Below are 23,315 nucleotides of genomic sequence, written 5' to 3' on the forward strand. Positions count from 1 at the left end.
AGCCCGCTCCCGCATTCGCTTCTTGGCAAACCAACTCGACTGCACCCCATCCCATAGCGCAGATGCTATATAGCGCCGTCGCTATGTCGTCGCTTTTCGACGGATCTTGCAGCGGCTTATGCGATCAGGCAGGGGGTGGCGCCGGTGGACGGGTCGGCGGTGAAGGGGCGGGTTTCGGGGGTGGGGTTCCAGAGGCCGTCGGTTTCGGCGTAGTTCCAGGAGGGGCCGCGGTGGACCAGGGTGGCGACGGCGTCGACGAGGCGGTCGATGTCGGCGGAGGTGGTGCCGAGGCCGATGCTGGCGCGCAGTGCGCCGTCGAGGCCGAGGCGGGCGAGCAGCGGGTGGGCGCAGAAGCGGCCGTCGCGCACACCGATGGCGTGTTCGGCGGAGAGGTAGGCGGCGACGTGGCCGGGCGCGAAGCCCGCGACGGTGAACGCCACGATGCCGACGAAATCGGGACTGTCGGACCAGATGCGCAGCGTCTCGACGCCCGGGATGGCGCAGAGCCCGTCGCGCAGGCGGTCGGCGAGCAGGCGCTCGTGCGTGGCCAACGCGTCCGGATCGATGGCGGCGAGCGCGTCACAGGCGGCGGCGATCGCGGCCGCGCCCAGCACGTTCGGCGACCCTGCCTCGTGCCGCTGCGGCGCGGGCGCCCATTCGGCGCGCTCGGTGCTCACCGCGCGCACCGCACCGCCGCCCGCGAGATAGGGCTCGGCCTGATCCAGCCAGTCGCGGCGGCCGACAAGCACACCCGCACCGAACGGCGCGTACAGCTTGTGACCCGAGAAGGCGAGGTAGTCGATCCCACTCTCCCGCAGGCTGATTCGCCGGTGCGGAGCGAGCTGGGCCGCGTCGACCAGAATGCGCGCCCCGCATTGGTGCGCGATGTCGGCGAGCCGCTCCAACGGCAGCACCTCCCCCGTGACATTCGACGCCCCCGTCACCGCCAGCAGTGCGGCGGGCTTGCTGCACAGCTCCGCCACCAGCAACCGGATGGTCTCGGCGACGGTGTCGGCGGCGCGCACCACGCGGCGTCCGTGCCGCGTCCACGGCAGGAAATTGGCGTGATGCTCGATGTCGAGCACCACGGTGTCGCCCGGCACACAGGACGCCAGCAGGTTCAGCGAATCGGTGGTATTGCGGGTGAACGCCACCACCTGGTCGTCGGCGGCGTCGAGGAAACGGGCGACCGAACCGCGCGCGGCCTCGTAGCACTCGGTGGAGATGCGCGAGGCGTAGCCCGCGCCGCGGTGCACGCTGGCGTAGTACGGCAGCAGCCGCTGGATCCGGTCGGTGACCTGGGCCAGCGCCGGCGCGCTCGCGGCGTAGTCGAAGTTGGCGTAGGTGCGGGTTCCGCCCTGCACGAGCGGCACCGGCAGATCGTCACCCGAAACGCGGGCGAAGGCGGCACAGGTCTGGTCCACAACAGCGGTCATCACGTAATCCCGTCGGCTCTGGGACCCGCGATCGAGGGATTCGTCGAGTCCGCGCTTGCCGCGCCCGGTCGGACGGCGGCCCGGTCGTCACCCGGAGCACCCCACCGCGGAGGAGGGTTGCCGACCAGCTAGCCGGGGCTTAGCGCTGGTACTCGTGACCTGTCCCGAGATTGGCAGACCGCACGCGGCTCTGTCAACCTCTGGATTCGCGCGGCCGAAAGTCGGTTGCGCCGCCGCGGGAACTGCGCTGCACTCGTTGGGTGACGCCCTCGCTGCTGCTCAGCTTCGTCGGACTGTGCGTCCTGCTCTCCCTGACGCCGGGGCCGGATTCGTTTCTGGTGCTGCGCTTTTCGATCGTGGACGCCCGTCCCGGCATCGCCGCGGCGGTGGGCTCGGCGCTCGGCGGCCTGGTGTGGGCGGTGGTGGTGGCCGCTGGCGTCGCCGCGCTGCTGGAGCAATCCGCGACCGCGTATCGCGCGCTGAAGATCGTCGGCGGAATCTATTTGGTGTACCTGGGAATTCGTACGCTCATCGAGTTGCGCAAGCGGCGGTCCCAGGCCGATGCCGAGTTCCATTCCGGCAGCGGGAAAGCGCCCTCGGTTCGCTCGGCGTTCACGGCGGGCGTCGTCTCGTGTCTGTTCAACCCGAAGGTCGGCCTGTTCTACCTCGCCGTGCTTCCCCAGTTCCTGACCGAGGTCACCTTCCTGAACACCCTCGCGCTCGGCGCGATCGAATGCACCGTCGCCGCCGTCGAGATGATCCTGCTCGCCCTGCTCGCCGCCCGCGCGGTGGCGTTCCTGCGCAGCCCGAGGGTCCGCGATCGGCTCGAGCAAGCGAGCGCCGGGATTCTCACCGCGCTGGGTCTAGGTACCGCGGCCTCGGCGACCTGATAGGCGCCGCCACCCAAACGGAGCGAATGCGGAAGTGCGCCTGACGGCCCCATCCACCCGCCTCGGCTCGCCGATCGACGTCACACCGCAGCCCCGGAGATATCGCTGGTACCGCGGGTACCGTGGTCAGTTGGTCACCGTGGCGTTTGCCAATCGGTAACCCTCATGTGAAACAACCATCGGGAAACGCAAGGCAGGTCTATGAGAGGTGGGCCGGACGTGATGCTCCAGCCGCAGGTCGACACCGCGGTGGGCACTAGCCCGACGACCGGGCAGTCGTTGTCCGACCCCCTGCTACGCGGCGCTGCGGCGCCTCCGCCGCGCACCCTCGTCGACATCCTGACCGCCACCGCGCGTGCCCGTCCGGACGCGCACGCCATCGATGACGGCGAGATTCTGATCACATACCGCGAGCTGCTCATCGCGGTCGAGGCACGAGCGGCCGAGCTGGTCGAGGCCGGAGTCCGCGCTGGCGACCGGGTCGGCGTCCGAATGCCCTCCGGCAGCGGCGATCTGTACGTCACGATCCTCGCCGTGCTGTGGGCGGGCGCCGCGTACGTCCCGGTCGACGCCGACGATCCCGACGAGCGGGCCCGGCTGGTCTTCGGTGAGGCGCGGGTGAGCGCCGTCGTCACCGCCGAGGGCATCCGTGCCGTCGAAACATCCACCGCCCCAACCTCTCTCACGGCCGGTGAGGACACGGACCACACGTTCCCCGCACCCGACGACGACGCCTGGATCATCTTCACCTCCGGCTCCACCGGCACCCCGAAGGGCGTCGCGGTCACCCACCGCAACGCCGCCGCCTTCGTCGACGCCGAGGCGCGACTGTTCCTGCGGGACGCGCCCATCGGCCCCGGTGACCGTGTCCTCGCCGGTCTCTCGGTCGCCTTCGACGCCTCCTGCGAGGAGATGTGGTTGGCCTGGCGGCACGGCGCCTGCCTGGTGCCCGCGCCGCGCGCGCTGGTGCGCACCGGCGCGGACCTCGGCCCCTGGCTCGTCCGCCGCGAGATCAGCATCGTCTCGACGGTGCCGACGCTGGCCGCGACCTGGCCCGCCGAGGCGCTGGAACCGGTCCGGCTGCTGATCTTCGGCGGCGAGGCCGTGCCGCCCGAACTCGCCGAACGCCTTGCTGGGGACGAGGATTCGGGACGCGAGCTGTGGAACACTTACGGCCCCACCGAGGCCACCGTTGTGGCGTGCGCGGCCCTGCTCACCGGGGAGCCGCCGATTCGCATCGGATTGCCTTTGGACGGCTGGGATCTGGCCGTGGTCGACGCGCAGGGCAACCCGGTCGGCGAGGGCGAATCGGGCGAACTCGTCATCGGCGGTGTCGGACTCGGCCGCTACCTCGATCCGGCCAAGGACGCCGAGAAGTACGCTCCACTGCCCGGGCTCGGCTGGGAACGCGCCTATCGCAGCGGCGATCTGGTCCGCAACGAGAGCGCCGGGCTCGTCTTCCTCGGCCGCGCCGACGATCAGATCAAACTCGGCGGCCGTCGCATCGAGCTCGGCGAGATCGACAACGCGCTCCAGCATCTGCCCGGCGTCACGGGAGCGGCCGCCGCGATCCGAACGACCAAGGCTGGCAACAAGATCCTGGTCGGCTACCTCACCGGCCCCGACGGCGACTTCGACGCGCGCGCGGCGCGCGAACTGCTCGCCGACCAACTGCCCGCACCGCTGGTGCCGCGCCTCGCGGTGGTCGACGAGCTACCCACCCGCACCTCGGGCAAGGTCGATCGCGACGCGCTGCCCTGGCCGCTGTCCAAGGCCAAGCCCGCCGACGCCGACATGTCCCCCACCGCGCGCTGGGTCGCCGGACTCTGGGACGCCATCCTCGGCGCCGAGGCGACCGGCCCCGACGCCGACTTCTTCGACCTCGGCGGCGGCTCGCTCGCCGCCGCCCAGCTGGTCACCGCGCTGCGCGAACGCTATCCGCGGGTCGCCGTCGCCGATCTCTACGACCATCCGCGCCTCGGCGCGCTCGCCGACCTGCTCGACGCCAGCGCCCCCGCCGCCGCGGTCGCGGAACGCGCCGTGCGTCCCACTCCCCGCACCGCGCAGTGGGTGCAGGTACTCGCCACGGTGCCGCTGACCACCCTGACCGGATTGCAGTGGCTCACCTGGCTGGCCATCGTCGGCAATATCGCGGCGTGGTCGGGATCGCTGCCCTGGCTGCCTCGGCTGTCCTGGTGGTGGGCGCTGATCGCGTTCCTGCTCTTCATCTCCCCGCCCGGCCGGATGGCGCTGTGCGTGGCCGGTTCGCGCGTGCTGTTGCGCGGCATCGCGCCCGGCAGCTATCCGCGCGGCGGCTCGGTGCACCTGCGCCTGTGGGCCGCGGTGCGATTGTCCGAGGCGAGCGGCGCCGAGAACCTCTCCGGCGCACCCTGGATGGTGCCCTTCGCGCGGGCGCTCGGCGCGCGCATAGGCAAGGGTGTCGACCTGCACACACTGCCGCCGGTGACCGGGATGCTCGAACTGGGCGACGGGTGCAGCGTGGAACCCGAGGTCGATCTGTCCGGCTACTGGATCGACGGCGACCTCGTGCACATCGGCCCGATCAGCATCGGCCCCGGCGCGGTGGTCGGCGCTCGCTCGATCCTGCTGCCTGGCACGAGGATCGGGAAGAACGCCGAGATCGCTCCAGGTTCCGCCGTTTCTGGGAAGGTCAAGGCCGAACAGGAATGGGCGGGCTCGCCCGCCGTGAAGGTCGGCCGCGCCCGGCACCGGTGGCCCGCGCACACGCCGCCGCGCGCCCGGCATTGGGTTCCGATCTTCGGCATCACCTCGATGGCGCTCGCCGCCCTCCCGATCCTCGGCCTCGGCGCGGGCGGCGCGTTCCTGGCCTGGTGGGTCCGGGACACCACGACGCTCACCGCCGCGCTCGGCCGCGCCTTCGCCGTGCTGCCGGTGGCCGTGCTGCTCGTGCTCGGCGTGTACGCCGCGGCGACCGTCGTCCTCGTGCGTCTGTTCGCCATCGGGCTGACGGAGGGCCACCATCCGGTGCGCAGCCGCGTCGGCTGGCAGGCCTGGGCCACCGAACGCCTGCTCGACTCGGCGCGCACCTTCCTGTTCCCGCTCTACGCCAGCCTGTTGACGCCGTTGTGGCTACGCCTGCTCGGCGCGAAGGTCGGCAAGCACGTCGAGGCGTCGACCGTGCTGCTGCTGCCGAAGTTCACCACCGTCGCCGACGGCGCCTTCCTGGCCGACGACACCATGGTCGCCGGTTACGAACTCGGCGGCGGCTGGCTGCGCATCGGCGAGGCCAAGGTCGGCAAGCGAGCGTTCCTCGGCAACTCGGGGATGACCGCGCCCGGCCGCCGGGTACCGAAGAACGGGCTGGTCGCCGTGCTCTCGGCCGCGCCGTCCAAGGCCAAGGCGGGGTCCTCGTGGCTCGGCAGCCCGCCCGTGCGCCTGCGCCGCGCCTCCGAAACCGCCGACGCCAGTCGCACTTTCGATCCGCCGCGGCGGCTGCGCGTCGCGCGGGCGATCGTGGAGACGTGCAGGCTGATTCCGGTGCTGGTCACCTTCGCCATCGGCCTCGGCGTGCTCTTCGCGCTGGCCTGGCTGGCCCAGCGGATCGGTCACCTGCCGACCGCCCTGCTCAGCGGCGTCGTGCTGTTGGTCGCGGGCGCGATCGCGTGCGGCAGCGCAGTGGCCGCGAAGTGGTTGCTGGTCGGCCGGATCCGGGCCGAGGAGCATCCGTTGTGGAGCTCGTTCGTCTGGCGCAACGAGGTCTCGGACACCTTCGTCGAGACCGTCGCCGCGCCCTGGTTCGCCCGCGCCGCGACCGGAACACCGGTGCTGAATCTGTGGCTTCGCGCGCTCGGCGCGCGCATCGGCCGCGGGGTATGGTGCGAGTCCTACTGGCTACCGGAGGCGGATCTGGTGACACTCGGCGACGGCGCGACGGTGGAGCGAGGCTGCGTGGTGCAGACCCATCTGTTCCACGATCGGATCATGGCCATGGACACCGTCACCCTCGGCGCGGGCGCCACCCTCGGCCCGCACTGCGTCGCCCTGCCCGCGGCGGGTCTGGGCGCGGGCGCGACCGTCGGGCCTGCCTCGCTCGTCATGCGCGGCGACACCGTGCCGCCGTCGACCAGGTGGTGGGGCAACCCCATCGCACCGTGGCACGAACCGGGCGAGGAGGGCTGATGGGTGAGAAGTTCTACGAGAAACCCATCGATGACTACCTGCCGCAGAACGGCAATCGCGGCTATCGGGTCTCGCGGTACGAGCTCGACCTGGTCTACCGGGTGGCGAGCAACCGGCTGAGCGGGCGCGCGGAGATCACCGCGGTCACCACCGCCGTCCAGCCCCGGTTCAGCCTCGACCTCGCGCAGGCGCTGACGGTGTCGAAGGTGTTCGTGAACGGCGCCAAGGCCGCGAAGTACGGTCACCAGCACGGCAAATTGGTCGTCACGCCGCAGCAGCGGATTCCGGCGGGCGGCGTGCTCTCGATGGTGATCCAGTACGCGGGCGTGCCGAAGCCGGTGCGCGGGCAGTGGGGCGAGGTCGGCTGGGAGGAGCTGTCCGAGGGCGCACTGGTCGCCAGCCAGCCCAACGGGGCCGCGTCCTGGTTTCCCTGCGACGACCACCCGAGTTCCAAAGCGAGCTACCGGATCTCGATCACCACCGACAGCCCCTACTACGCCGTCGCGAACGGCACCCTGATGCGCAAGCAGACCAAGGCGAGCCAGACCACCTGGGTGTACGAGCAGCCGGAGCCGATGTCCAGCTACCTGGCCACCATCCAGATCGGGCACTACCGCAAGCATCGCGTCGGCCCGGCGCACGGATCGGTGCCCATGCAGGCGGTCGTGCCGCCACGGCTGCGGGCCGAGTTCGAACACGACTTCGCGCGCCAGCCGCGGATGATGGAGGTCTTCACCGAACGGTTCGGCCCCTATCCATTCGGCGGGTACACGGTGGTGGTCACCGACGACGACCTGGAGATCCCGATCGAGGCCCAGGGCATCTCGGTGTTCGGCGCCAACCACTGCGACGGTCGCCGCGGCTCCGAACGGCTCGTCGCGCACGAACTCGCGCACCAGTGGTTCGGCAACAGCCTGACCCTGCGCCAGTGGCGCGACATCTGGCTGCACGAGGGCTTCGCCTGCTACGCGGAGTGGATCTGGTCCGAGGCCTCGGGCGGGCCGACCGCCGATCAGCTGGCCCGCGCCGTCCGGCACAACCTGGCGCGACAGCCGCAGGACATCGTCATCGGGGACCCCGGTCCCAAGCGCATGTTCGACGATCGGGTGTACAAACGCGGCGCGCTCACCCTGCACGCGCTGCGCCTCGAACTCGGCGAGCCCGGCTTCTTCGACCTGCTGCGCGAATGGGTGCTGCGCTACCGGCATTCCTCGGTGAGCACCGAGGAGTTCACCGATCTGGCCGGGCACTACAGCCTGGTTCCGCTGCGTCCGCTGTGGGACAGCTGGCTGCGCGACGAGCCGCTGCCGCAGCTGCCACCCTACGGCGGGCAGGCCGGCGCGCGCTGAGTTCGCTCAGAACACCAGATAGCGGGTGGCGAGTTCCTCGACGATCGGGTCGTCCTCGGCGACGCTGTCCAGGGTGTCCAGGTCGGCGGCCACCGAGATCTGCCTCGGGTCGTCGTGTTCGTTGTCGGGCGCGTCCTCGGCCAGCTGGCGCAGCAGCTTTTCACGCACCCGCGCCTTGAGTGAATCCGTCATACCGAGAGCTTGCCCGGTTCGGGGCGCGGGAATCTCCCATGGCCGGAGCGGAGGCGGCGGCTCACCTAGACCGGCGCCAGCCACGTACCCCAAGGCGTGTTGCGCAGCACCGAGTAGACGACGAACAGCGCGAGCACCGTCCACATGAACGGGCGCGGGAGGTCGGGGACGCGGGGGCGTTCGCCGCGCCAGGCGCGCACCGCCCAGTCGCCGAGGAACAACGCGAAGGCGAGGAGCAGCGGAATCGCCAGCAGGTTGCTGTGCAGCGAGTCCAGCAGGCGGCCGTCGGTGAGGTTGTGCACGGCGCGCATGCCGCCGCAGCCGGGGCAGTACAACCCGGTCAGGCCGTAGATCGGGCAGATCCCGTAGGAGCCCTCCACGTGCGGGTCGCGGAAGTGCAGCAGGACCACGGCCCCGACCGCGGCGCCCGCCGCGAGCGCGGGCAGACCGAGCGCGCGCCAACCGGTACGCCGTACCCGCTGCGGTGGCGGGAACGGGGGCTGGCCTGCGAGGTGCGTGGTCTCCACGAGAAACCACGGTAGCGGGGGCGAGCCGGTCGGCGCTACAGCCGTCGGGCGGTTGGCGCGCGACTGTCCGGCCGTGCTGCTCCCGGCTCGAAAGTGCCTGCGGATGGGGCTAATCCGGTTGTGCGAGGCGCAGGACGTTGCCCGAGGGATCGGTCAGGTCGAAACCGGGACCGCCGGGACCGTCCTCGGGGCAGCCCGGCTTGGCGTACCGATAGTCCTTGGCGGCGAGCTCGGCGTGCAGCGCGTGGATGTCGCCCACCGCGATCCACACCACCGATCCGGGGGTGCCGTCCCCGTGGTGTTCGCTCAGATGCAGTTTCGCGTCCGACCGGGACACCTGGGCGTAGAGCGGGAAGTCCGCACCGAACCGGTGCTCCCAGTCGACGGTGAATCCCAGGTAATCACAATAGAATTCATAGGCCTTCGCGGTGTCGAACATGCGCAGCACGGGGATCGGCGCGGCGAAACGGATGTCCTCGGAGGTCATCGGCCGATCATCGCACCACGCACCGACAGCGCTCTTCGCTCGAGACGCGGAAGGCGCGCGACTTACGCCAGCACCCCGAAGAGAAGCTGCCGACCGTCCGATCGACGAATACGTTGGCGTCGCGCAGCCTATCGGGAGGTCCCGGCCAGGTCAGCGGCCTGATATCGCCGAGAGCGAGCGGGTCCGTGACTCTCGGGCTGATAACGATCGGGTACCTCCGATAGCGGCGCGGGCTCAGGCGGCGATGTACCGGATGTGACTGTTCGAGCCGTCTGCACTCCAGGGGAACTTCGCTCGTGCGCGATGTTTCTCCTTCCGGGCAGAGTTCACCGGACCGAATATTGGGTACCACAGATATGCGCCAGGATTTCCGCCATCGACCGCTTGCAGTTGCAAGCACTTTGTTCGCATCGTACTGTGGCGGATGACACAAAGGAGTGCACAATGCTGGTGACGTCGATGAAGACACTGGCGGGGGTGCGCGGCGCCGAGCCGCTCACCGCGGCTTACCGTGCCGGACTTCGGTCCCGCACTTTCGCGACAGCTTCGCTGAACAAGCCGACCGCACCCTGCGAGATCATCCCGGTCACGACCGTCGACGGCGCCCAGCTCCGAGTCCACGCGTACGGACCCGCCGACGGTGACGTCATCGTGCTCATCCACGGCTGGAGCTGCTGCATCGAGTACTGGAACCCGCAGATCAACGCACTCGCGGACCGCTACCGTGTGATCGCTTACGACCAGCGCGGACACGGCGAGAGCACATTGGGCCGCACCACCCCGTCCGGCGAAACTCTCGCCGACGACTTGGCCACCGTCCTCGACGCCACCCTCCCGCGCGGCAAGCGCGCCACCCTCGTCGGCCACAGCATGGGCGGCATCACCTTGCAGGCATGGGCCGCCCGCTATCCCGAGCAGGTGCCCGCCCGCGCCAACGCGGTGGTGCTCGCCAACACCGCCTCCCGCGAGATCCGCCACGAGACCGACCTCCTTCCGCTGCTGAACAAGCCGCTGACGATGGCGCGACGTCCGGTCACCTTCTTCGGCGCGGGTGTGCGCATGCCGCTGGTCTTCGCCGAGACGCTGCTGAGCGCACCGGTGCCGCTGCCCGGCGGCCCGCTGGTGACCGCCATCATCAAAGCCCGGCTGATGACGAAGAACGCGACCGCCGACGAGGTCGCCTTCTCGCTCGGCATCGTCCGGTCCTGCCGCCCGCTCACCCGCGGCCTGCACGCCGCGGCGCTCGCCATCCTCGACCTGGGCGACGCGGCCAAGCACCTGACCGTCCCCACCACCGTCATCGCGGGCGCGCACGACTACCTGCTGCCCGCCAGGATGAACCGCCCCATCGTCGACGCCCTCGGCGCCGCGGGCTCCCTCGCCGACTACCAGGTCTGGCCCACCGGCCACCTCGGCAACATCGAGGCGGCCGACCGCTTCAACGCCGAAATCGATCGGATCGCCCAGGGCGCGAGCGACCAGCGCGCCACCGCGGTCTGACCCCGATCGTTCTCCCGGGCCGGTCGACGACGCTCGGCCCGGGAGCGACGTTCACGCCTGCTCGAAGCGCAGACAACTGCGGACGAAGTCCTGGACCGGCGCGTTGGCGTCATCGATCGGATTCCACGCGACACCGACCCGGCTGGCGGCGATGCCGACCACCGACCGGAAAACGACACCGGGCCGCTGATAGAAGCGAGCCGCGGATTCCGGTGCCAAGGCGATCCCGTACCCGTTCGCGATGGCGTTCAGCCAGTCGTCCGGGTGCTGGGTGACGGCGCCGATGCGCGGCGGCACGCCTCCCCGCTCGTCGACCGCGAGCCAATAGTCGCGCCACGGACCGGTCGCCTGCGGTGCGGCCACGAACGGCTCGTCGTACAACTCCGCGAACGGGATCTCGTCGCGATCGGCGAACCGGTGCGTACTCGGCAGGACGACGCAGCGCGGCTCAGTGAGCAGCACCTCCACTCGCCACTTCTCCTGACCGGGGATCGGCAGCCGCAGTATCGCTACGTCGACCTGGCCGTCGGCCAATCCCGCGGTCGGATCCGACCAGGCACTCTGGCGCATATCCACCCGCCAGCCCGGCCTGCGCGCAGTGAATTCGGCGATGATCTCCGTGGTGGCCTCGTTGGCGGCGCTGGCCAGGAAACCCACCCGCAGGACGCGCGTCTCCCGCGCGGCCGCTGCGTTGGTCTCGGCCACCGCGCGATTCCAGTCGTCGAGCAAAGCGGGTGCCCGCCGCGCTAGCGCGCGCCCCGCCTCGGTGAGCCCCATTCCCGCTCGTGAACGAGTGAAAAGCGTCGCCCCCAGCAGGGTTTCGAGCTGCTTGATCTGCTTCGTGAGCGCCGGTTGCGAGACGTACAACCGCTCGGCCGCGCGGGTCAGATTCCCTTCCTCGGCCACGGCGGCGAAGTAGCGCAGCAGCCGAGTGTCGACATCCATGCCCCCAGGTTATGGATACAGGTATTGGTGCCACAACGACCACCGAATTGAGACTGGTTGCGCACGCTAGTCACCATCGGAAGGCCTGATTGTGTTCGCCCTCTACGCCACCCTGACCACACTCACCGCGCTCGGCGCCGCGACCGGGGCGTGGATGAACTTCGTCCGCCACCCCATCCCCGTAGCCGCCGCGAAAGAGGTGCGGGTCCCGCAATCGTGGATGCTCCCGCTGGGCTCGCTGCTCGCCGCCGGAGCGCTCGGCCTCGTGGCAGGTTTCGCCATACCGATCATCGGCATAGCCGCGGCGACGGGCTTGGTCCTGTACTTCGTCGGCGCGGTAATCGCTCACTTACGAGTCGCGGACTTCCATCTCGCTCGAGTATCCACAGCCCTCACCCTTACCGCAGCCACCCTCACCATCACCCTGCTCTACCAAATCGGCTGAGCCACCGCGCTTTTCACGAGGTATGGCAATCGAGGTAGGTGCCGTCGCCGAGAACCGGACCAAGAGACTCGGCCCGCCTCGCGGGTGCGAGACGGGCCGGGCTGGGGCTCAGCAGCCTACTTCACGAAGTTGCGCACACCCTCGAAAACCGTCGCCGACGCCAGCAGCGACAGATGGCCGAGGCACAGCGTCCGGGTGTTGGCGGCACCGCTGAGAATAGTGCTCTCATCGGGGTTGATGATCTCGTCGCACGGTGACCACCAGGTGCCGTAGTTCACTTGACCGGGGGTTTCGTCGGTGCTGTTCAGGTCGGTCAAGAAGGCCGAGCCGGGCCGCATCTCCACACAGGAGACGTCGAGGCATCCGTTGGCGACTTCGGTGCCGTGGTTGGGGCCGCCGATGGAGACCCAGTCGTCGACGGAACCCAGGCCGCCGAGGTTCTTCAGGTACCAGCGACTGTTGAGGCCGCCCATCGAGTGAGTGATGATGTCGACCTTGGCGGCGCCGGTTTTCGCGCGCAGCGCATCGACCTGCGACTTCATCTCCAGCGCGATGTCCTCGTTCGACTGGGAGCTGTCGTAGCTGAATCGTGCGATCTCTCTCACGGAGTACCCCGCGCCCAAGAATCGGCCCCACATGTAATCCCAGTTCGACGCCGATCCCTGCCAACCGTGGACGAAAAGTATCGGATCTCGCGCCGGCGCCGCAGCGGCCTGCGGCGTGGCGATGCCGAGTGCAGCGGTGGCCGTCGCGACCAGGGTGATTGCGGCCATCCCGAGGCGGCGCGCGGTCGATGTGATGTGCATGGGTGTCGACTCCGATCCGCTCGCTTCATTGCGAGCAGACAGAAACTAGCGCCGCAAGGTTAATCTCGCTCACTGTGGAACTTGGCTATTTCAACTTGCCGTAGAGTCCCTGGATATCGCGATTGGCCGCCGCGCTGCGGGGGCGGTCTTCCCGCCGGTTCACACACTGTTGGCACGCTGGAACGAGAAAAGCCCTCCCCGGCGAACCGGAAAGGGCCTCTGACCTGGAGCCGCCTGGGGGAATCGAACCCCCGACCTTTTCATTACGAGTGAAGCGCTCTACCGACTGAGCTAAGGCGGCGTGCCTCTCGGCCACGCGAGTCTATCGTCTCCGCCCCCTGATCGCGAAAACGGGTGGTTCAGCAGGGTGAACGTCAGGCGGATTGGGCGGCCATGATCGCCGCGACCATGGCGGCGAGGGCGAAGCGGGGCTTGACGTTGAGGTCGAGGGCTTCGCGGCAGTCGAGGACGGCCTCGATGGAGCGCAGCAGGCCTTCGGGGCGCACGCGATCGGCGAGGTCGTGGATCTGGTCGGACAGGTCGGGGTGGGTGAGGGCCACGCCCGAGCCGTTGCGCGCCGCGCCGAAGCGGACGGCGAGCGCGTCGCGGTACACACCGGCCACGTCGATCAACGCGCGGTCCAGTGCGTCGCGACCGGTGCGGGTGGCGCGGGACTTCTGGCGGCGCTCGAGATCCTTGAGCACGCCCGCGGAACCGCGGGTCGCACTCGCCGCCCCCTTGCCGGTGCCGCCCGCACCGAGCGCGGTGGCCAGCTCCTCGCGTTCGCGTTCGTCGCGGGCCGCGCTCATCTGCTTGGCCTCGTCGTCGGCGGCCTTCACCAGTTCGTCGGCGGCGGCGTAGGCCGCGCCGGGACGTCCGACGGCCGTCACCAGGGCGAGCGCCCGCTGCCTGCGCGCCCTCGCCTCTTCGTCGGTGGCCAGCCGCCGGGCCCGCCCGACGTGGCCGCCGCTGATCGAGGCCGCCCAGTTCGCGGTCTTCTCGTCGAGCTGGTCCCGCTCCTTCAGCACCTTGGCGATGGCCGGCACCGACGGGGTCACCAGGTGCACGTGCCTGCACCGCGAGCGCAGCGTGATCGAGATGTCCTCAGGATCCACCGAAGGGGCGCACAGCAGGAACACCGTGCGGTCCGGCGGCTCCTCGACCACCTTGAGCAGCACGTTTCCCGCCGCCTCTGTCAAACGATCGGCATCCTCGATGACCACCACCTGCCAGCGTCCGGTGCTCGGACGGCGCGCGGCGATCTGGACGATCTCGCGCATCTCCTTGGTGCTGATGCTCAGTCCCTCGGGCACGACCCGCCGCACGTCGCCGTGGGTGCCCGCCATGGTCGTGGTGCAGGCGTGACACTTTCCGCAGCCGGGCACGCCGGGATCGGTGCACTGCAATGCCGCCGCGAAGCACAGCGCCGCAATGGATCTCCCCGATCCGGGCGGACCGGTGAACAACCAGGAGTGCGTCATCGCGCCCTCGACCGCTCCCGCGCGGGCCGCGATCGCGGCAGCCGTCAGCTCGGACTCGACCGCATCCTGGCCGACCAACCGATCGAAGACTCCCGCCACGGCATACACCCTAGTGGTGCCGTCCGACAAAGTCCGCAGCCCGGGCGGCCCCTGGGGGCTCTCCCCGCCACCCGCTCTCGGCCTGTCCCGTCGCGACACGCGGCAGTGGACGCGCGGGTCGTTGACCAGGCTCGTCACACAGGCGGATCCTCGATGCGGAGGTGGAATCATCGTGAGAATCCTGTTGATCGCCGGGGACGCCGCCGAAGACCTCGAGGTCTTCTACCCCTACCAGCGCCTGCTCGAGGAGGGGCACGCCGTGGACATCGCGGCGCCGACCGTCAAGAAGCTCCAATTCGTCGTCCACGACTTCGCGGACGGCTTCGACACCTACACCGAGAAGCTCGGCCACAGCTGGCCCGCCGACATCGCGCTGGCCGACGTCGTGCCGCAGGACTACGGCGCGCTCGTGGTTCCGGGCGGACGTGCGCCGGAGTACCTGCGCAACAACCCGGACTGCCAGCGCGTCGTCCAGCACTTCGCCGAGCAGCGCAAGCCCATTGCCGCCCTCTGCCACGGCCCGCTGATCCTCGCCGCGGCGGGCGTGCTCACCGGCCGCTCGTGCAGCGCCTACCCCGCCCTCGCCCCCGACATCGAGGCGGCGGGCGCCAAGTTCGTGGACAGCGAAGCGCACGTCGAGGACAACATCGTCACCGGCCGCGCCTGGCCCGACCACCCGGCCTGGATGCGCGAATTCCTCCGCCTCCTGCGGTAATAGATGGCGGTATTCAGCGACACGTGCGCGGCGTCGGCCGCGGCCGACGCCGCGGCGTGCAGATCCTCGGGCAATCGCAGATTCAGGTTCGACATAGCACCAATTCGATACCACGCCACGTGTGCGGGCTCGAGACGATCAGTCCTCCCGAACCCGGTCACGCAGCGCGGACCACCCAGCTCCAGTCCGTTGGCGGGCGCTCAGGACTTCTCGGCGGCCGCCTTCTTGGCCGGGGCCTTCTTCGCGGTGGTCGTCTTCTTGGCGGCGGTCTTCTTCGCCGTGGCCGTCTTCTTGGCAGCGGTCTTCTTCGCGGCCGTCGTCTTCTTGGCCGCGGTCTTCTTGGCCGCCTTCTTCACCGGCCCGCGTGCGCGCCGGTCGGCGAGCAGCTCAGAGGCGCGCTCGTCGGTGATGGACTCGACCTCGTCGCCCTTGCGCAGACTGGCGTTGGTCTCACCGTCGGTGACGTACGGACCGAAGCGGCCGTCCTTGATCACCATCGGTTTGCCGGTCGCCGCGTCGTTACCGAGTTCACGCAGCGGCGCCGCGCTCGCGGCCTGCCTGCCGCGGCGCTTCGGCTCGGCGTAGATCTTCAACGCCTCGTCCAGCGAGACGGTGAAGATCTGATCCTCCGACGCCAGCGACCGCGAGTCGGTGCCCTTCTTCAAGTACGGGCCGTAGCGGCCGTTCTGCGCCGTGATCTCCTCGCCGGAGGCCGGGTCCGCGCCGACCACCCGCGGCAGCGACAGCAGCTTCAGCGCGTCGTCGAGGGTGATCGTGGCGAGATCCATGGACTTGAACAGCGAACCGGTGCGCGGCTTGGGCGCTGCCGCCTTCTTGGCGGTCTTCTTGGCGGGCGTCTCCTCGGCGGCGGGCTCGGGCAGGATCTCGGTGACGTACGGGCCGAAACGTCCTTCCTTGGCGACGATTTCGTTCCCGGTCTCCGGATCGACGCCGAGACTGCGCCCTTCCTGCGGTGTCGCGAACAGCTTCTCGGCGGCCTCGGCCGTCAGCTCGTCGGGCGGCAGATCGTCGGGCAGGTTGGCCCGCTGCGAGATCGGATCACCCTCGGGGTCATCGGGATTGACGACCATGCGCTCCAGGTACGGCCCGAACCGCCCGACCCGGACCACCACGTCGCGGCCCTCGTCGTCGGTGAAGAGCTTGATCGAGTTGACCTCGCGGGCGTCGATGTCGTCGAGCTGCTCGCCGACCATCTTCTTCAACCCGCCGGAGCGCGCGACCGAACCCTCGACGCCGTGATCGCCGCCGAAGTAGAAGCTGGACAACCAGTTTCCGCGCTGCTCACGCCCGCCTGCGATGGCGTCGAGATCGTCCTCCATGGCCGCGGTGAAGTCGAAGTCCACCAACCTGCCGAAGTAGGCCTCCAACAGACCGACCACCGCGAACGCCACCCACGACGGCACCAGCGCGCTGCCGCGCTTGTACACGTATCCGCGGTCCAGGATCGTCTTGATGATCGAGGAATACGTCGAAGGACGGCCGATGCCGAGCTCTTCGAGCGTCTTGATCAGCGAGGCTTCGGTGTAGCGCGCGGGCGGATTCGTGCTGTGCCCATCAGGATTCAGCTCGACCGCGGTGACGCCCTGGCCCTCTTCCAGTGCGGGAAGCCGGGATTCGGCGTCGTCGGACTGGCCGCCCGCCTCCTCGTCCACGCTTTCCACGTACGCCTTGAGGAAGCCGGGGAAGGTGATCGTGCGACCCGAAGCGGAGAACACGCACTCCTCGCCGGTACCGGCGACACCGGTGATGCGCAGCGTCAGCGTGGTTCCGCGCGCGTCGGCCATCTGCGAGGCGACGGTGCGCTGCCAGATCAGCTCGTACAGGCGGAACTCGTCGTTGTCGAGCCGCGCGTGCAGCTGGCCCGGCGTGGCGAAGGTGTCGCCGGCGGGGCGGATCGCCTCGTGCGCCTCCTGCGCGTTCTTCACCTTGCGCGTGTATTGGCGCGGCGTCGGGTGCACGTACTCCGCGCCGTAGAGCTGGGTCGCCTGCGAGCGGGCCGCGGCGATCGCCGACTCCGACAGCGTGGTCGAGTCGGTACGCATGTAGGTGATATAGCCGTTTTCGTAGAGCCGCTGCGCCACCCGCATGGTCCGCTCAGAGGTGAAACGCAGCTTGCGGCCCGCCTCCTGCTGGAGCGTCGACGTCATGAACGGCGCGTACGGCTTGCGGCTGTACGGCTTGGCCTCCGCCGAGGAGACCACCAGATCCGCGCCGTCGAGCGCCTCGGCCAGCCGTCGGGCGTAGCCCTCGTCTAGGACGATCACGCCGTTGGTCGACTTGAGCTGCCCGTCGGAACCGAAATCTCGACCGGTCGCGACCCGCGCGCCGTCGACGTTCACCAGTCGCGCGCCGAAGGTCCGCGGATTCGAGGCGTCGACCGCCTCGCCGGAACCGGCGTCCAGCTTGGCCGCGATATCCCAGTACTCCGCGGAACGGAACTGCATCCGCTCCCGCTCGCGCTGGACGATCACGCGGGTCGCCACGGACTGCACCCGGCCAGCCGACAACCGCGGCATGACCTTCTTCCACAGGACCGGGCTGACCTCGTAGCCGTACAAGCGGTCCAGGATGCGCCGGGTCTCCTGCGCGTCGACCAGATCCGGATCCAGCTCGCGGGTGTCCGCCGCCGCGGCCTGGATGGCGGGTTCGGTGATCTCGTGGAACACCATCCGGCGCACCGGCACCTTCGGCTTCAGCGTCTCCAGCAGATGCCAGGCGATGGCCTCGCCCTCGCGGTCGGGGTCGGTGGCCAGGTACAGCTCGTCGGCGTCCTTCAACAGGCTCTTGAGCTCGGTGACCTTGGCCTTCTTATCCGGGCTCACCACATAGATGGGCTCGAAATCGTTGTCCACGTCCACACCGAGGCGCGCCCACGGCTGCCCCTTGTACTTGGCGGGCACGTCCGCCGCTCCGCGCGGCAGGTCCCGAATGTGGCCGACCGAGGCCTCGACCGTGTAGTTGCGGCCCAGGTAGGGCGCGATCTTGCGGGCCTTGGTAGGGGACTCGACGATCACGAGACGACGCAGGGGACGGCCCTGGTCGGCTGCACCGCGGTCTCGTGTTGCCACCGGCGAATACACCTTTCCTTCTCGACCCGCGCGGCGCGCTGGTGCGCGTTCGTGCGCGGTTTGGGGCAAGCGGCGGCGACGCTGACATCGCTACCAGTCACGTTTATACCTTGACGCTGGTTGTGGTCGAGTGCTTGCGACCCGAACCACTGAGCGTACGTGATCGCTGCCGATCAGTATGCCCTGTTGTTCGGCGCGCTGGTGCGCGCGTGTTCGCGGCCACTTATGTCTCGCTTCCGAGTGGTAGAGACTCGCGACTGCGTCGCGTGCGCTTCGACCGTCCGGAAGCGAGACGGCCGCGAACGGGCTCGTAAGGCTCGCCCCGGGCTGGTTGGTGGGGTGGTGGAGTATTGGGGTCGTCGCCGATATATACGGAGTGCGGGGGCAAGTTGGATGTGTGCGCGTGTGCCAATCGCGCTGAATGACAAGGTGCTTCGCCACCGGGCAGGTTCTCGAGCTGGATGAACCGGGATCTCGGCCTGCTCACCGCCGAGGTTCCCCGGAGTTCGGCCTACGTCCACGAGGACCGCCTGCGCGCTGTTCGCGGGCGCGGACCGGATCGCGCCGTCCTGCCGCTGCTGATGGCTGGGCGCGTAACCCGCGGCTCGGCCTCCGACGCGCGCGGGCCAGATTTCACAGCTGTGCGACGACGGGGCGAGCGTATGCGCCGCGTGCCAGTACCGGTCCGCGGTGTCGTGGCTGGGTCGGATGTTCGGGCAGCGATCGGGCCGAGCACGCGGCTCACGACGGCGTTAGGTGCCACACGCTGCGGTTTTCCATCTGAAACGACCCCAGCACGGCAATGCGCGCCCACTCCGGCGACCGATTCGAAGCTCGCGAACCGGCATCCTTCGAGCAACGCGGCCCGCGGAGTCGACGCCGGTCGGCAGCCGCGCATTTAGTTCATATTTTTCACGGACCGCCGGTGCCCTTTTCCGGCCTACCCCGGATATAGCTCGTCCCCCACCTCCGGCTCACCGGTGGTGGGGGACGAGCTGTGGATTGAGCGTCGCTCAGCTGAGCGCGCGGACTCCGGTGGCCTGGGGGCCCTTGGTCCCCTGGCCAACCTCGAACTCGACCTTCTGGTTCTCCTCGAGGGTCCGGAAGCCCGACCCCTGGATCTCGGAGTAGTGGACGAAGACGTCAGCGGAGCCGTCCTCGGGCGCGATGAAGCCGAACCCCTTCTCCGCGTTGAACCACTTCACAGTTCCCTGTGCCATTCTGTTCCTTCTCTTTTCTTACCGGAACGGCGGACAACTGGGTTCGTCCACCGGGTCCGTTCCGACCGCTGTACTCTTGGTTCCCCCTGCAGGAAAGCACCAAGCACACCGTTCGCAACATCGATCCTGCTGACGGTTTGGACTTTGGATCCGTCCCTCGAACACAGAAGCTTGCGACCAGGAACTAGTGAACCATGTCTTCGAGCAATTCAACAGTCGAGTTACCGACAATTTGCAAAAAAGTTGATCTTGCGAATGTGCAGGTGAGGGACACAATGCTCGAATCCGTACTTCAGGTTCGTTTGCCCCTGGATAACCGGGACAGCATCTGGCAAACCAGATGTGATCCAGGTCGCTATTTGGTATCGAAATGGCTGGTGGAGCTTCCCACTCGCACACGTTTCACACTTTCCTCGCGTGTCGGAGCCTCGGCATCGTGAATCCGACCGATCAGGCGGCGCGGACCGAGCGCGACAGCAGCCCCGGCTACGGGCGATCGTTGCTGAATCGTGTCCAAAGCGGCGGCCGCGACGGCGATCCCCGGTTGACCCACGTCGTGGAGCTACCGGCGCGGGATGCTGGCTGCACCGAATGGCCGGATTGGGCCGCTCCCGACGTGGTCGAAGCCCTCCGCGCCTGCGGAATCGACGCCCTATGGACGCATCAGACCAGGACCGCGGAGTTGGCTGCCGCTGGACGGCACGTCGTGGTCAGCACGGGGACCGCGTCCGGTAAATCCCTCGGCTATCAATTGCCGGTGTTGACGGCTCTATTGGACGACCCGAAGGCCACCGCCCTATATATCTCGCCGACCAAGGCGCTCGGCGCCGACCAGCTGCGCGCGGTCGGCGCGCTGACCCACGAGGGCCCGCTGCGGGATGTGCATCCGGCGACTTACGACGGCGACACACCCGCCGAGATCCGGCAGTGGGTCCGCGCGAACGCACGGTGGATCTTCACCAATCCGGACATGCTGCACGTCGGCATGCTGCGGTCACACCAGCGCTGGGCCCGGGTTTTCCGCAGGCTGCGGTATGTGGTCGTCGACGAATGCCATGCGTATCGGGGCGTCTTCGGCTCGCACGTCGCGCTGGTCCTGCGCAGGCTGCGGCGGATCGCGGCCCGCTACGGCGCCGATCCGGTCTTCATCCTGTGCTCGGCGACCACCGCCGAGCCAGCGGCCGCGGCGTCCCGCCTGATCGGCGCTCCCTGCGTCGCCGTGACCGAGGACGGCTCGCCGCAGGGCGCGCGCACCGTCGCGCTGTGGGAGCCGCCCCTGCTCACGACGCTGACCGGCGAAAACGGTGCGCCGGTCCGCCGCTCGGCGACGTCGGAGGCGGCACGGATCATGGCCGATCTCGTCATCGAGGGCGCGCGAACGCTGACCTTCGTCCGGTCCAGACGCGGCGCCGAACTCACCGCGATGGAAGCGCGGCGGCTGCTCACGGAGGTGGATCCGGCCCTCGCCGAGCGGATCGCCGCCTACCGCGCCGGATACCTCGCCGAAGATCGGCGCGACCTGGAGACCGCACTCTCCGACGGTTCCCTGCTCGGCGCGGCCAGCACCAACGCACTGGAACTCGGCGTGGACATAGCGGGCCTGGACGCGGTGGTGATCTCGGGTTTTCCCGGCACGGTCGCCTCCTTCTGGCAGCAGGCGGGCCGGGCGGGCCGGCGTACCCAGGGTTCGCTGGTCGTGCTGGTGGCCAGGGACGACCCGCTCGACACCTACCTCGTCCACCATCCCGAGGCGCTGCTGGACAAGCCGGTCGAGGCCACCATCACCGACCCGCGCAATCCCTATGTATTGGGCCCGCAGCTGCTGTGCGCGGCGCTCGAGCTGCCGCTCACCGATGTCGAAGTCGAGGAACTCGGCGCCGGTGAAGTCCTCGCCGACCTCGCCGCCGAACGTCTCATCCGGCGGCGCGACGCAGGTCAGGACGGCGCCGCCCGCTGGTACGTCACCGCGGACGCGCATCCGCACGACAACGTCGACGTCCGCGGCGGCATCGGCGCGCCGGTGGCCATCGTGGACGGCGAGACCGGCAGGCTGCTCGGCACCGCCGATGCCGGGCGCGCCCCGGCGACGCTGCACCAAGGCGCCGTCCACCTGCACCAAGGCGAGACCTATGTGGTGGACGAGCTCGACATGGAGGGCGGCGTGGCGTTCGTGCACGCGGCCGAACCCGGGTGGACGACCAGCGCGCGGCAGGTCACCAATATCGCCGTCGACGCGTTCACCGAGCAGCACCGACACGGGGCCGTGACCAGCGCGTTGGCGCAGGTCACCGTAACCAGCCAGGTGATCGGCTACCTGCGCACCCTGCCCACCGGCGAGGTCCTCGACCTGGTCGAACTGGATCTGCCGCCGCAGTCCCTGCCGACCCGCGCCGTTCTCTACACCGTCACACCCGCGCTCCTGGTCGCCGCCGGAATCGACCCGCGGCAGGTGCCCGGCGCACTGCACGCCGCCGAGCACGCCGCGATCGGCCTGCTGCCCCTTGTCGCGACCTGCGACCGATGGGACATCGGCGGAGTCTCGACGGCGGAGCACCCGGACACCGGCCTGCCCACCGTCTTCGTCTACGACGGCCAGCCCGGTGGGGCGGGCTTCGCCGAGCGCGGGTTCGCCCAGCTGCACCGCTGGCTCTCGGCGACGCTGTCGGCCATCGAGTCCTGCGCGTGCGCGGAGGGCTGCCCGTCGTGCGTGCAGTCGCCCAAGTGCGGCAACGGTAACCACCCGCTCGACAAGGGGGCCGCCGCGCGCCTGTTGACCGCCGTCATCGCGGAGTTGAACGACCGACCCGACGGTTCCATTGGCCGAGGTCACAGCGCGGATCTCGGTTCGTGACAGCTGCGTCCTGCGAGCGTGACCGGACCGCCATCTAGGTGGTGGTTTCCGGGAGTCGGCTGCCTCCACCAGCCCGCTTCCGCTCTACCAGGCGCGGCGATGCCGCCTGGCCGAATAAAAAGGATTAGATTCAGGTTAACTGGGCTATTGCCGTGGCCTTGGACACTCGACGTGCGGATTCATAGCCAACATATTCCGCCCGGCGCGGAAAATAGATATCGCATCGTAATTATTCGAATAATCCAATTGTCTGTTCGACATCACAACAAACACCGGTGAGTGTTAGTACGTACCGGTCACTCTTCTTCTTCGACCGGACCCGCCCGGGCGATCGCGTGTACTGTCCGCGCACCGAAGAGACCCATTGGTACATTTCGCGCCACCGACACCGTGGCATCCCATCCGTCGACCTGGCACTCACTAATCCGCGCGCCCATCCGTCGCGCCACCTTCTCGCCCGCCGCGCACCCCGCTTCGACTCCTCCGTCCAAAGCCCCGGCCGCCGCCAGCGCGGCCAGATCCGCCCCCGCCTGCGCCCGATGCCGCGCCACCACCACCGCTCCCACCTGCCCGATCGACAACGCCGCCGCGATCAACCCCACCAACGCCACACACGCGAACACCGTCGCCCCGCCTGTCTCCCCTCGCCATGCCGGGCTGCTGGTGCCGCATCTGAGCATGGGCGATCCGGATCTCCCGTTCACCGCGTCACCTCCGGTTCCAAAGCCGCCACAGCCTCCGCGCGCAGCTCGAGGGGAAGGAGGGGCGTTCGCGCGGAGACGACCGCGACGACGTGAGCGCCTTCCGTACGGAGCGAAATGGTTGCGTTCGGTGGGGCGACCCGCCTGGCGGTGGTGACGGCGTTGGGCTCGTCGCCACGCGCCGCCAGTCGTGCCGCCTCGCGGGCGGCGTCGACACAGCGGACCTGTGTCGACGCGGCGAGCAGTGCTCCGAGGCAGGCCATCACCGCGACGACGAGAGACCCGAGCGCGATCGCCGCCTCCACCGTGACAGCACCGCGATCGCCCGCGATCCGCGCAGAGCCAAGGCGCCGCCCAACGCCCGCCGCGACAGTGGAGCGCCCCGCAGCAGCCACCGCCACAGGGGAACCTGCGGCATCCG

Annotated in this window: 18 protein-coding genes, 1 tRNA gene, 1 pseudogene and 1 riboswitch; of the genes and pseudogenes, 7 read left to right on the forward strand and 13 right to left on the reverse strand. The window is 69.2% G+C overall.

What is annotated here, in order from left to right:
* Positions 1–116: 116 nt before the first annotated feature.
* On the reverse strand, positions 117–1,436 hold the full coding sequence (locus ABZV58_RS14110; RefSeq protein WP_355000494.1) for an aminotransferase class V-fold PLP-dependent enzyme: 1,320 nt from the start codon (positions 1,434–1,436) through the stop codon (positions 117–119).
* A gap of 46 nt (positions 1,437–1,482) precedes the next feature.
* Positions 1,483–1,596: riboswitch (SAM riboswitch) on the reverse strand.
* Positions 1,597–1,696: 100 nt separating this feature from the next.
* Here ABZV58_RS14110 and ABZV58_RS14115 point away from each other — a divergent pair.
* The 3 genes from ABZV58_RS14115 (at position 1,697) to ABZV58_RS14125 (ending at position 7,836) form a co-directional block, all read left to right on the forward strand.
* Positions 1,697–2,326, forward strand: a complete 630-nt coding sequence (locus ABZV58_RS14115) for a LysE family translocator (protein ID WP_355000495.1) — start codon at positions 1,697–1,699, stop codon at positions 2,324–2,326.
* Positions 2,327–2,548: 222 nt separating this feature from the next.
* Positions 2,549–6,487, forward strand: a complete 3,939-nt coding sequence (locus ABZV58_RS14120; RefSeq protein ID WP_355000496.1) for a Pls/PosA family non-ribosomal peptide synthetase — start codon at positions 2,549–2,551, stop codon at positions 6,485–6,487.
* On the forward strand, positions 6,487–7,836 hold the full coding sequence (locus tag ABZV58_RS14125) for a M1 family metallopeptidase (protein WP_355000497.1): 1,350 nt from the start codon (positions 6,487–6,489) through the stop codon (positions 7,834–7,836). The genes ABZV58_RS14120 and ABZV58_RS14125 overlap by 1 nt, the downstream gene beginning before the upstream one ends.
* A 6-nt stretch (positions 7,837–7,842) precedes the next feature.
* Here the strand turns inward: ABZV58_RS14125 and ABZV58_RS14130 are convergent, their stop codons facing one another.
* From ABZV58_RS14130 to ABZV58_RS14140, 3 genes are all read right to left on the reverse strand, one after another.
* Complete coding sequence (locus ABZV58_RS14130; protein WP_355000498.1) at positions 7,843–8,028, reverse strand: hypothetical protein; 186 nt, start codon at positions 8,026–8,028, stop codon at positions 7,843–7,845.
* 65 nt (positions 8,029–8,093) lie between these two features.
* On the reverse strand, positions 8,094–8,555 hold the full coding sequence (locus ABZV58_RS14135; RefSeq protein WP_355000499.1) for a DUF2752 domain-containing protein: 462 nt from the start codon (positions 8,553–8,555) through the stop codon (positions 8,094–8,096).
* Positions 8,556–8,664: 109 nt separating this feature from the next.
* Positions 8,665–9,042: a glyoxalase superfamily protein gene (locus ABZV58_RS14140; RefSeq protein ID WP_355000500.1), complete on the reverse strand. Its 378-nt coding sequence runs from the start codon at positions 9,040–9,042 to the stop codon at positions 8,665–8,667.
* A gap of 444 nt (positions 9,043–9,486) precedes the next feature.
* Between ABZV58_RS14140 and ABZV58_RS14145 the strand changes: the two genes are divergently transcribed.
* The gene (locus ABZV58_RS14145) at positions 9,487–10,542 is read left to right on the forward strand and encodes an alpha/beta hydrolase (RefSeq protein WP_355000501.1); all 1,056 of its coding nucleotides are present in this window, start codon (positions 9,487–9,489) and stop codon (positions 10,540–10,542) included.
* A gap of 51 nt (positions 10,543–10,593) precedes the next feature.
* On the opposite strand, the gene ABZV58_RS14150 is transcribed toward ABZV58_RS14145, so the two are convergent.
* On the reverse strand, positions 10,594–11,487 hold the full coding sequence (locus ABZV58_RS14150) for a LysR family transcriptional regulator (protein ID WP_355000502.1): 894 nt from the start codon (positions 11,485–11,487) through the stop codon (positions 10,594–10,596).
* A gap of 91 nt (positions 11,488–11,578) precedes the next feature.
* On the opposite strand from ABZV58_RS14150, the gene ABZV58_RS14155 reads away from it, so the two are divergent.
* The gene (locus ABZV58_RS14155) at positions 11,579–11,932 is read left to right on the forward strand and encodes a DoxX family protein (RefSeq protein ID WP_355000503.1); all 354 of its coding nucleotides are present in this window, start codon (positions 11,579–11,581) and stop codon (positions 11,930–11,932) included.
* A gap of 116 nt (positions 11,933–12,048) precedes the next feature.
* Here the strand turns inward: ABZV58_RS14155 and ABZV58_RS14160 are convergent, their stop codons facing one another.
* From ABZV58_RS14160 to ABZV58_RS14170, 3 genes are all read right to left on the reverse strand, one after another.
* A complete protein-coding gene (locus tag ABZV58_RS14160; protein ID WP_355000504.1) occupies positions 12,049–12,738 on the reverse strand; it encodes a triacylglycerol lipase in 690 nt (229 codons plus the stop codon).
* Between the two features lie 225 nt (positions 12,739–12,963).
* A tRNA-Thr gene (locus ABZV58_RS14165) sits at positions 12,964–13,039 on the reverse strand.
* 73 nt (positions 13,040–13,112) lie between these two features.
* Positions 13,113–14,318 carry a DNA polymerase III subunit delta' gene (locus tag ABZV58_RS14170; protein WP_355000505.1) on the reverse strand — a complete coding sequence of 402 codons (1,206 nt, stop codon included), beginning with the start codon at positions 14,316–14,318 and terminating at the stop codon, positions 13,113–13,115.
* 172 nt (positions 14,319–14,490) lie between these two features.
* Between ABZV58_RS14170 and ABZV58_RS14175 the strand changes: the two genes are divergently transcribed.
* The gene (locus ABZV58_RS14175; RefSeq protein ID WP_355000506.1) at positions 14,491–15,033 is read left to right on the forward strand and encodes a DJ-1/PfpI family protein; all 543 of its coding nucleotides are present in this window, start codon (positions 14,491–14,493) and stop codon (positions 15,031–15,033) included.
* 20 nt (positions 15,034–15,053) lie between these two features.
* Here the strand turns inward: ABZV58_RS14175 and ABZV58_RS14180 are convergent.
* The 3 genes and pseudogenes from ABZV58_RS14180 to ABZV58_RS14190 all read right to left on the reverse strand — a co-directional run.
* A pseudogene (locus ABZV58_RS14180) lies at positions 15,054–15,128 on the reverse strand (toxin-antitoxin system HicB family antitoxin); the annotation flags it as partial.
* 105 nt (positions 15,129–15,233) lie between these two features.
* Positions 15,234–18,068, reverse strand: a complete 2,835-nt coding sequence (gene topA, locus ABZV58_RS14185; RefSeq protein WP_355000573.1) for a type I DNA topoisomerase — start codon at positions 18,066–18,068, stop codon at positions 15,234–15,236.
* A gap of 1,067 nt (positions 18,069–19,135) precedes the next feature.
* Complete coding sequence (locus ABZV58_RS14190) at positions 19,136–19,342, reverse strand: cold-shock protein (RefSeq protein ID WP_011206895.1); 207 nt, start codon at positions 19,340–19,342, stop codon at positions 19,136–19,138.
* Positions 19,343–19,841: 499 nt separating this feature from the next.
* On the opposite strand from ABZV58_RS14190, the gene ABZV58_RS14195 reads away from it, so the two are divergent.
* The gene (locus ABZV58_RS14195; protein ID WP_355000574.1) at positions 19,842–22,193 is read left to right on the forward strand and encodes a DEAD/DEAH box helicase; all 2,352 of its coding nucleotides are present in this window, start codon (positions 19,842–19,844) and stop codon (positions 22,191–22,193) included.
* Positions 22,194–22,489: 296 nt separating this feature from the next.
* Here ABZV58_RS14195 and ABZV58_RS14200 read toward each other — a convergent pair whose 3' ends face one another.
* Complete coding sequence (locus ABZV58_RS14200; protein ID WP_355000575.1) at positions 22,490–22,873, reverse strand: Rv3654c family TadE-like protein; 384 nt, start codon at positions 22,871–22,873, stop codon at positions 22,490–22,492.
* A gap of 20 nt (positions 22,874–22,893) precedes the next feature.
* On the reverse strand, positions 22,894–23,199 hold the full coding sequence (locus tag ABZV58_RS14205) for a TadE family type IV pilus minor pilin (protein WP_355000507.1): 306 nt from the start codon (positions 23,197–23,199) through the stop codon (positions 22,894–22,896).
* Between the last annotated feature and the right edge of the window lie 116 nt (positions 23,200–23,315).

The sequence above is a fragment of the Nocardia sp. NPDC004654 genome (genome assembly GCF_040609595.1).
Lineage (GTDB): Bacteria > Actinomycetota > Actinomycetes > Mycobacteriales > Mycobacteriaceae > Nocardia.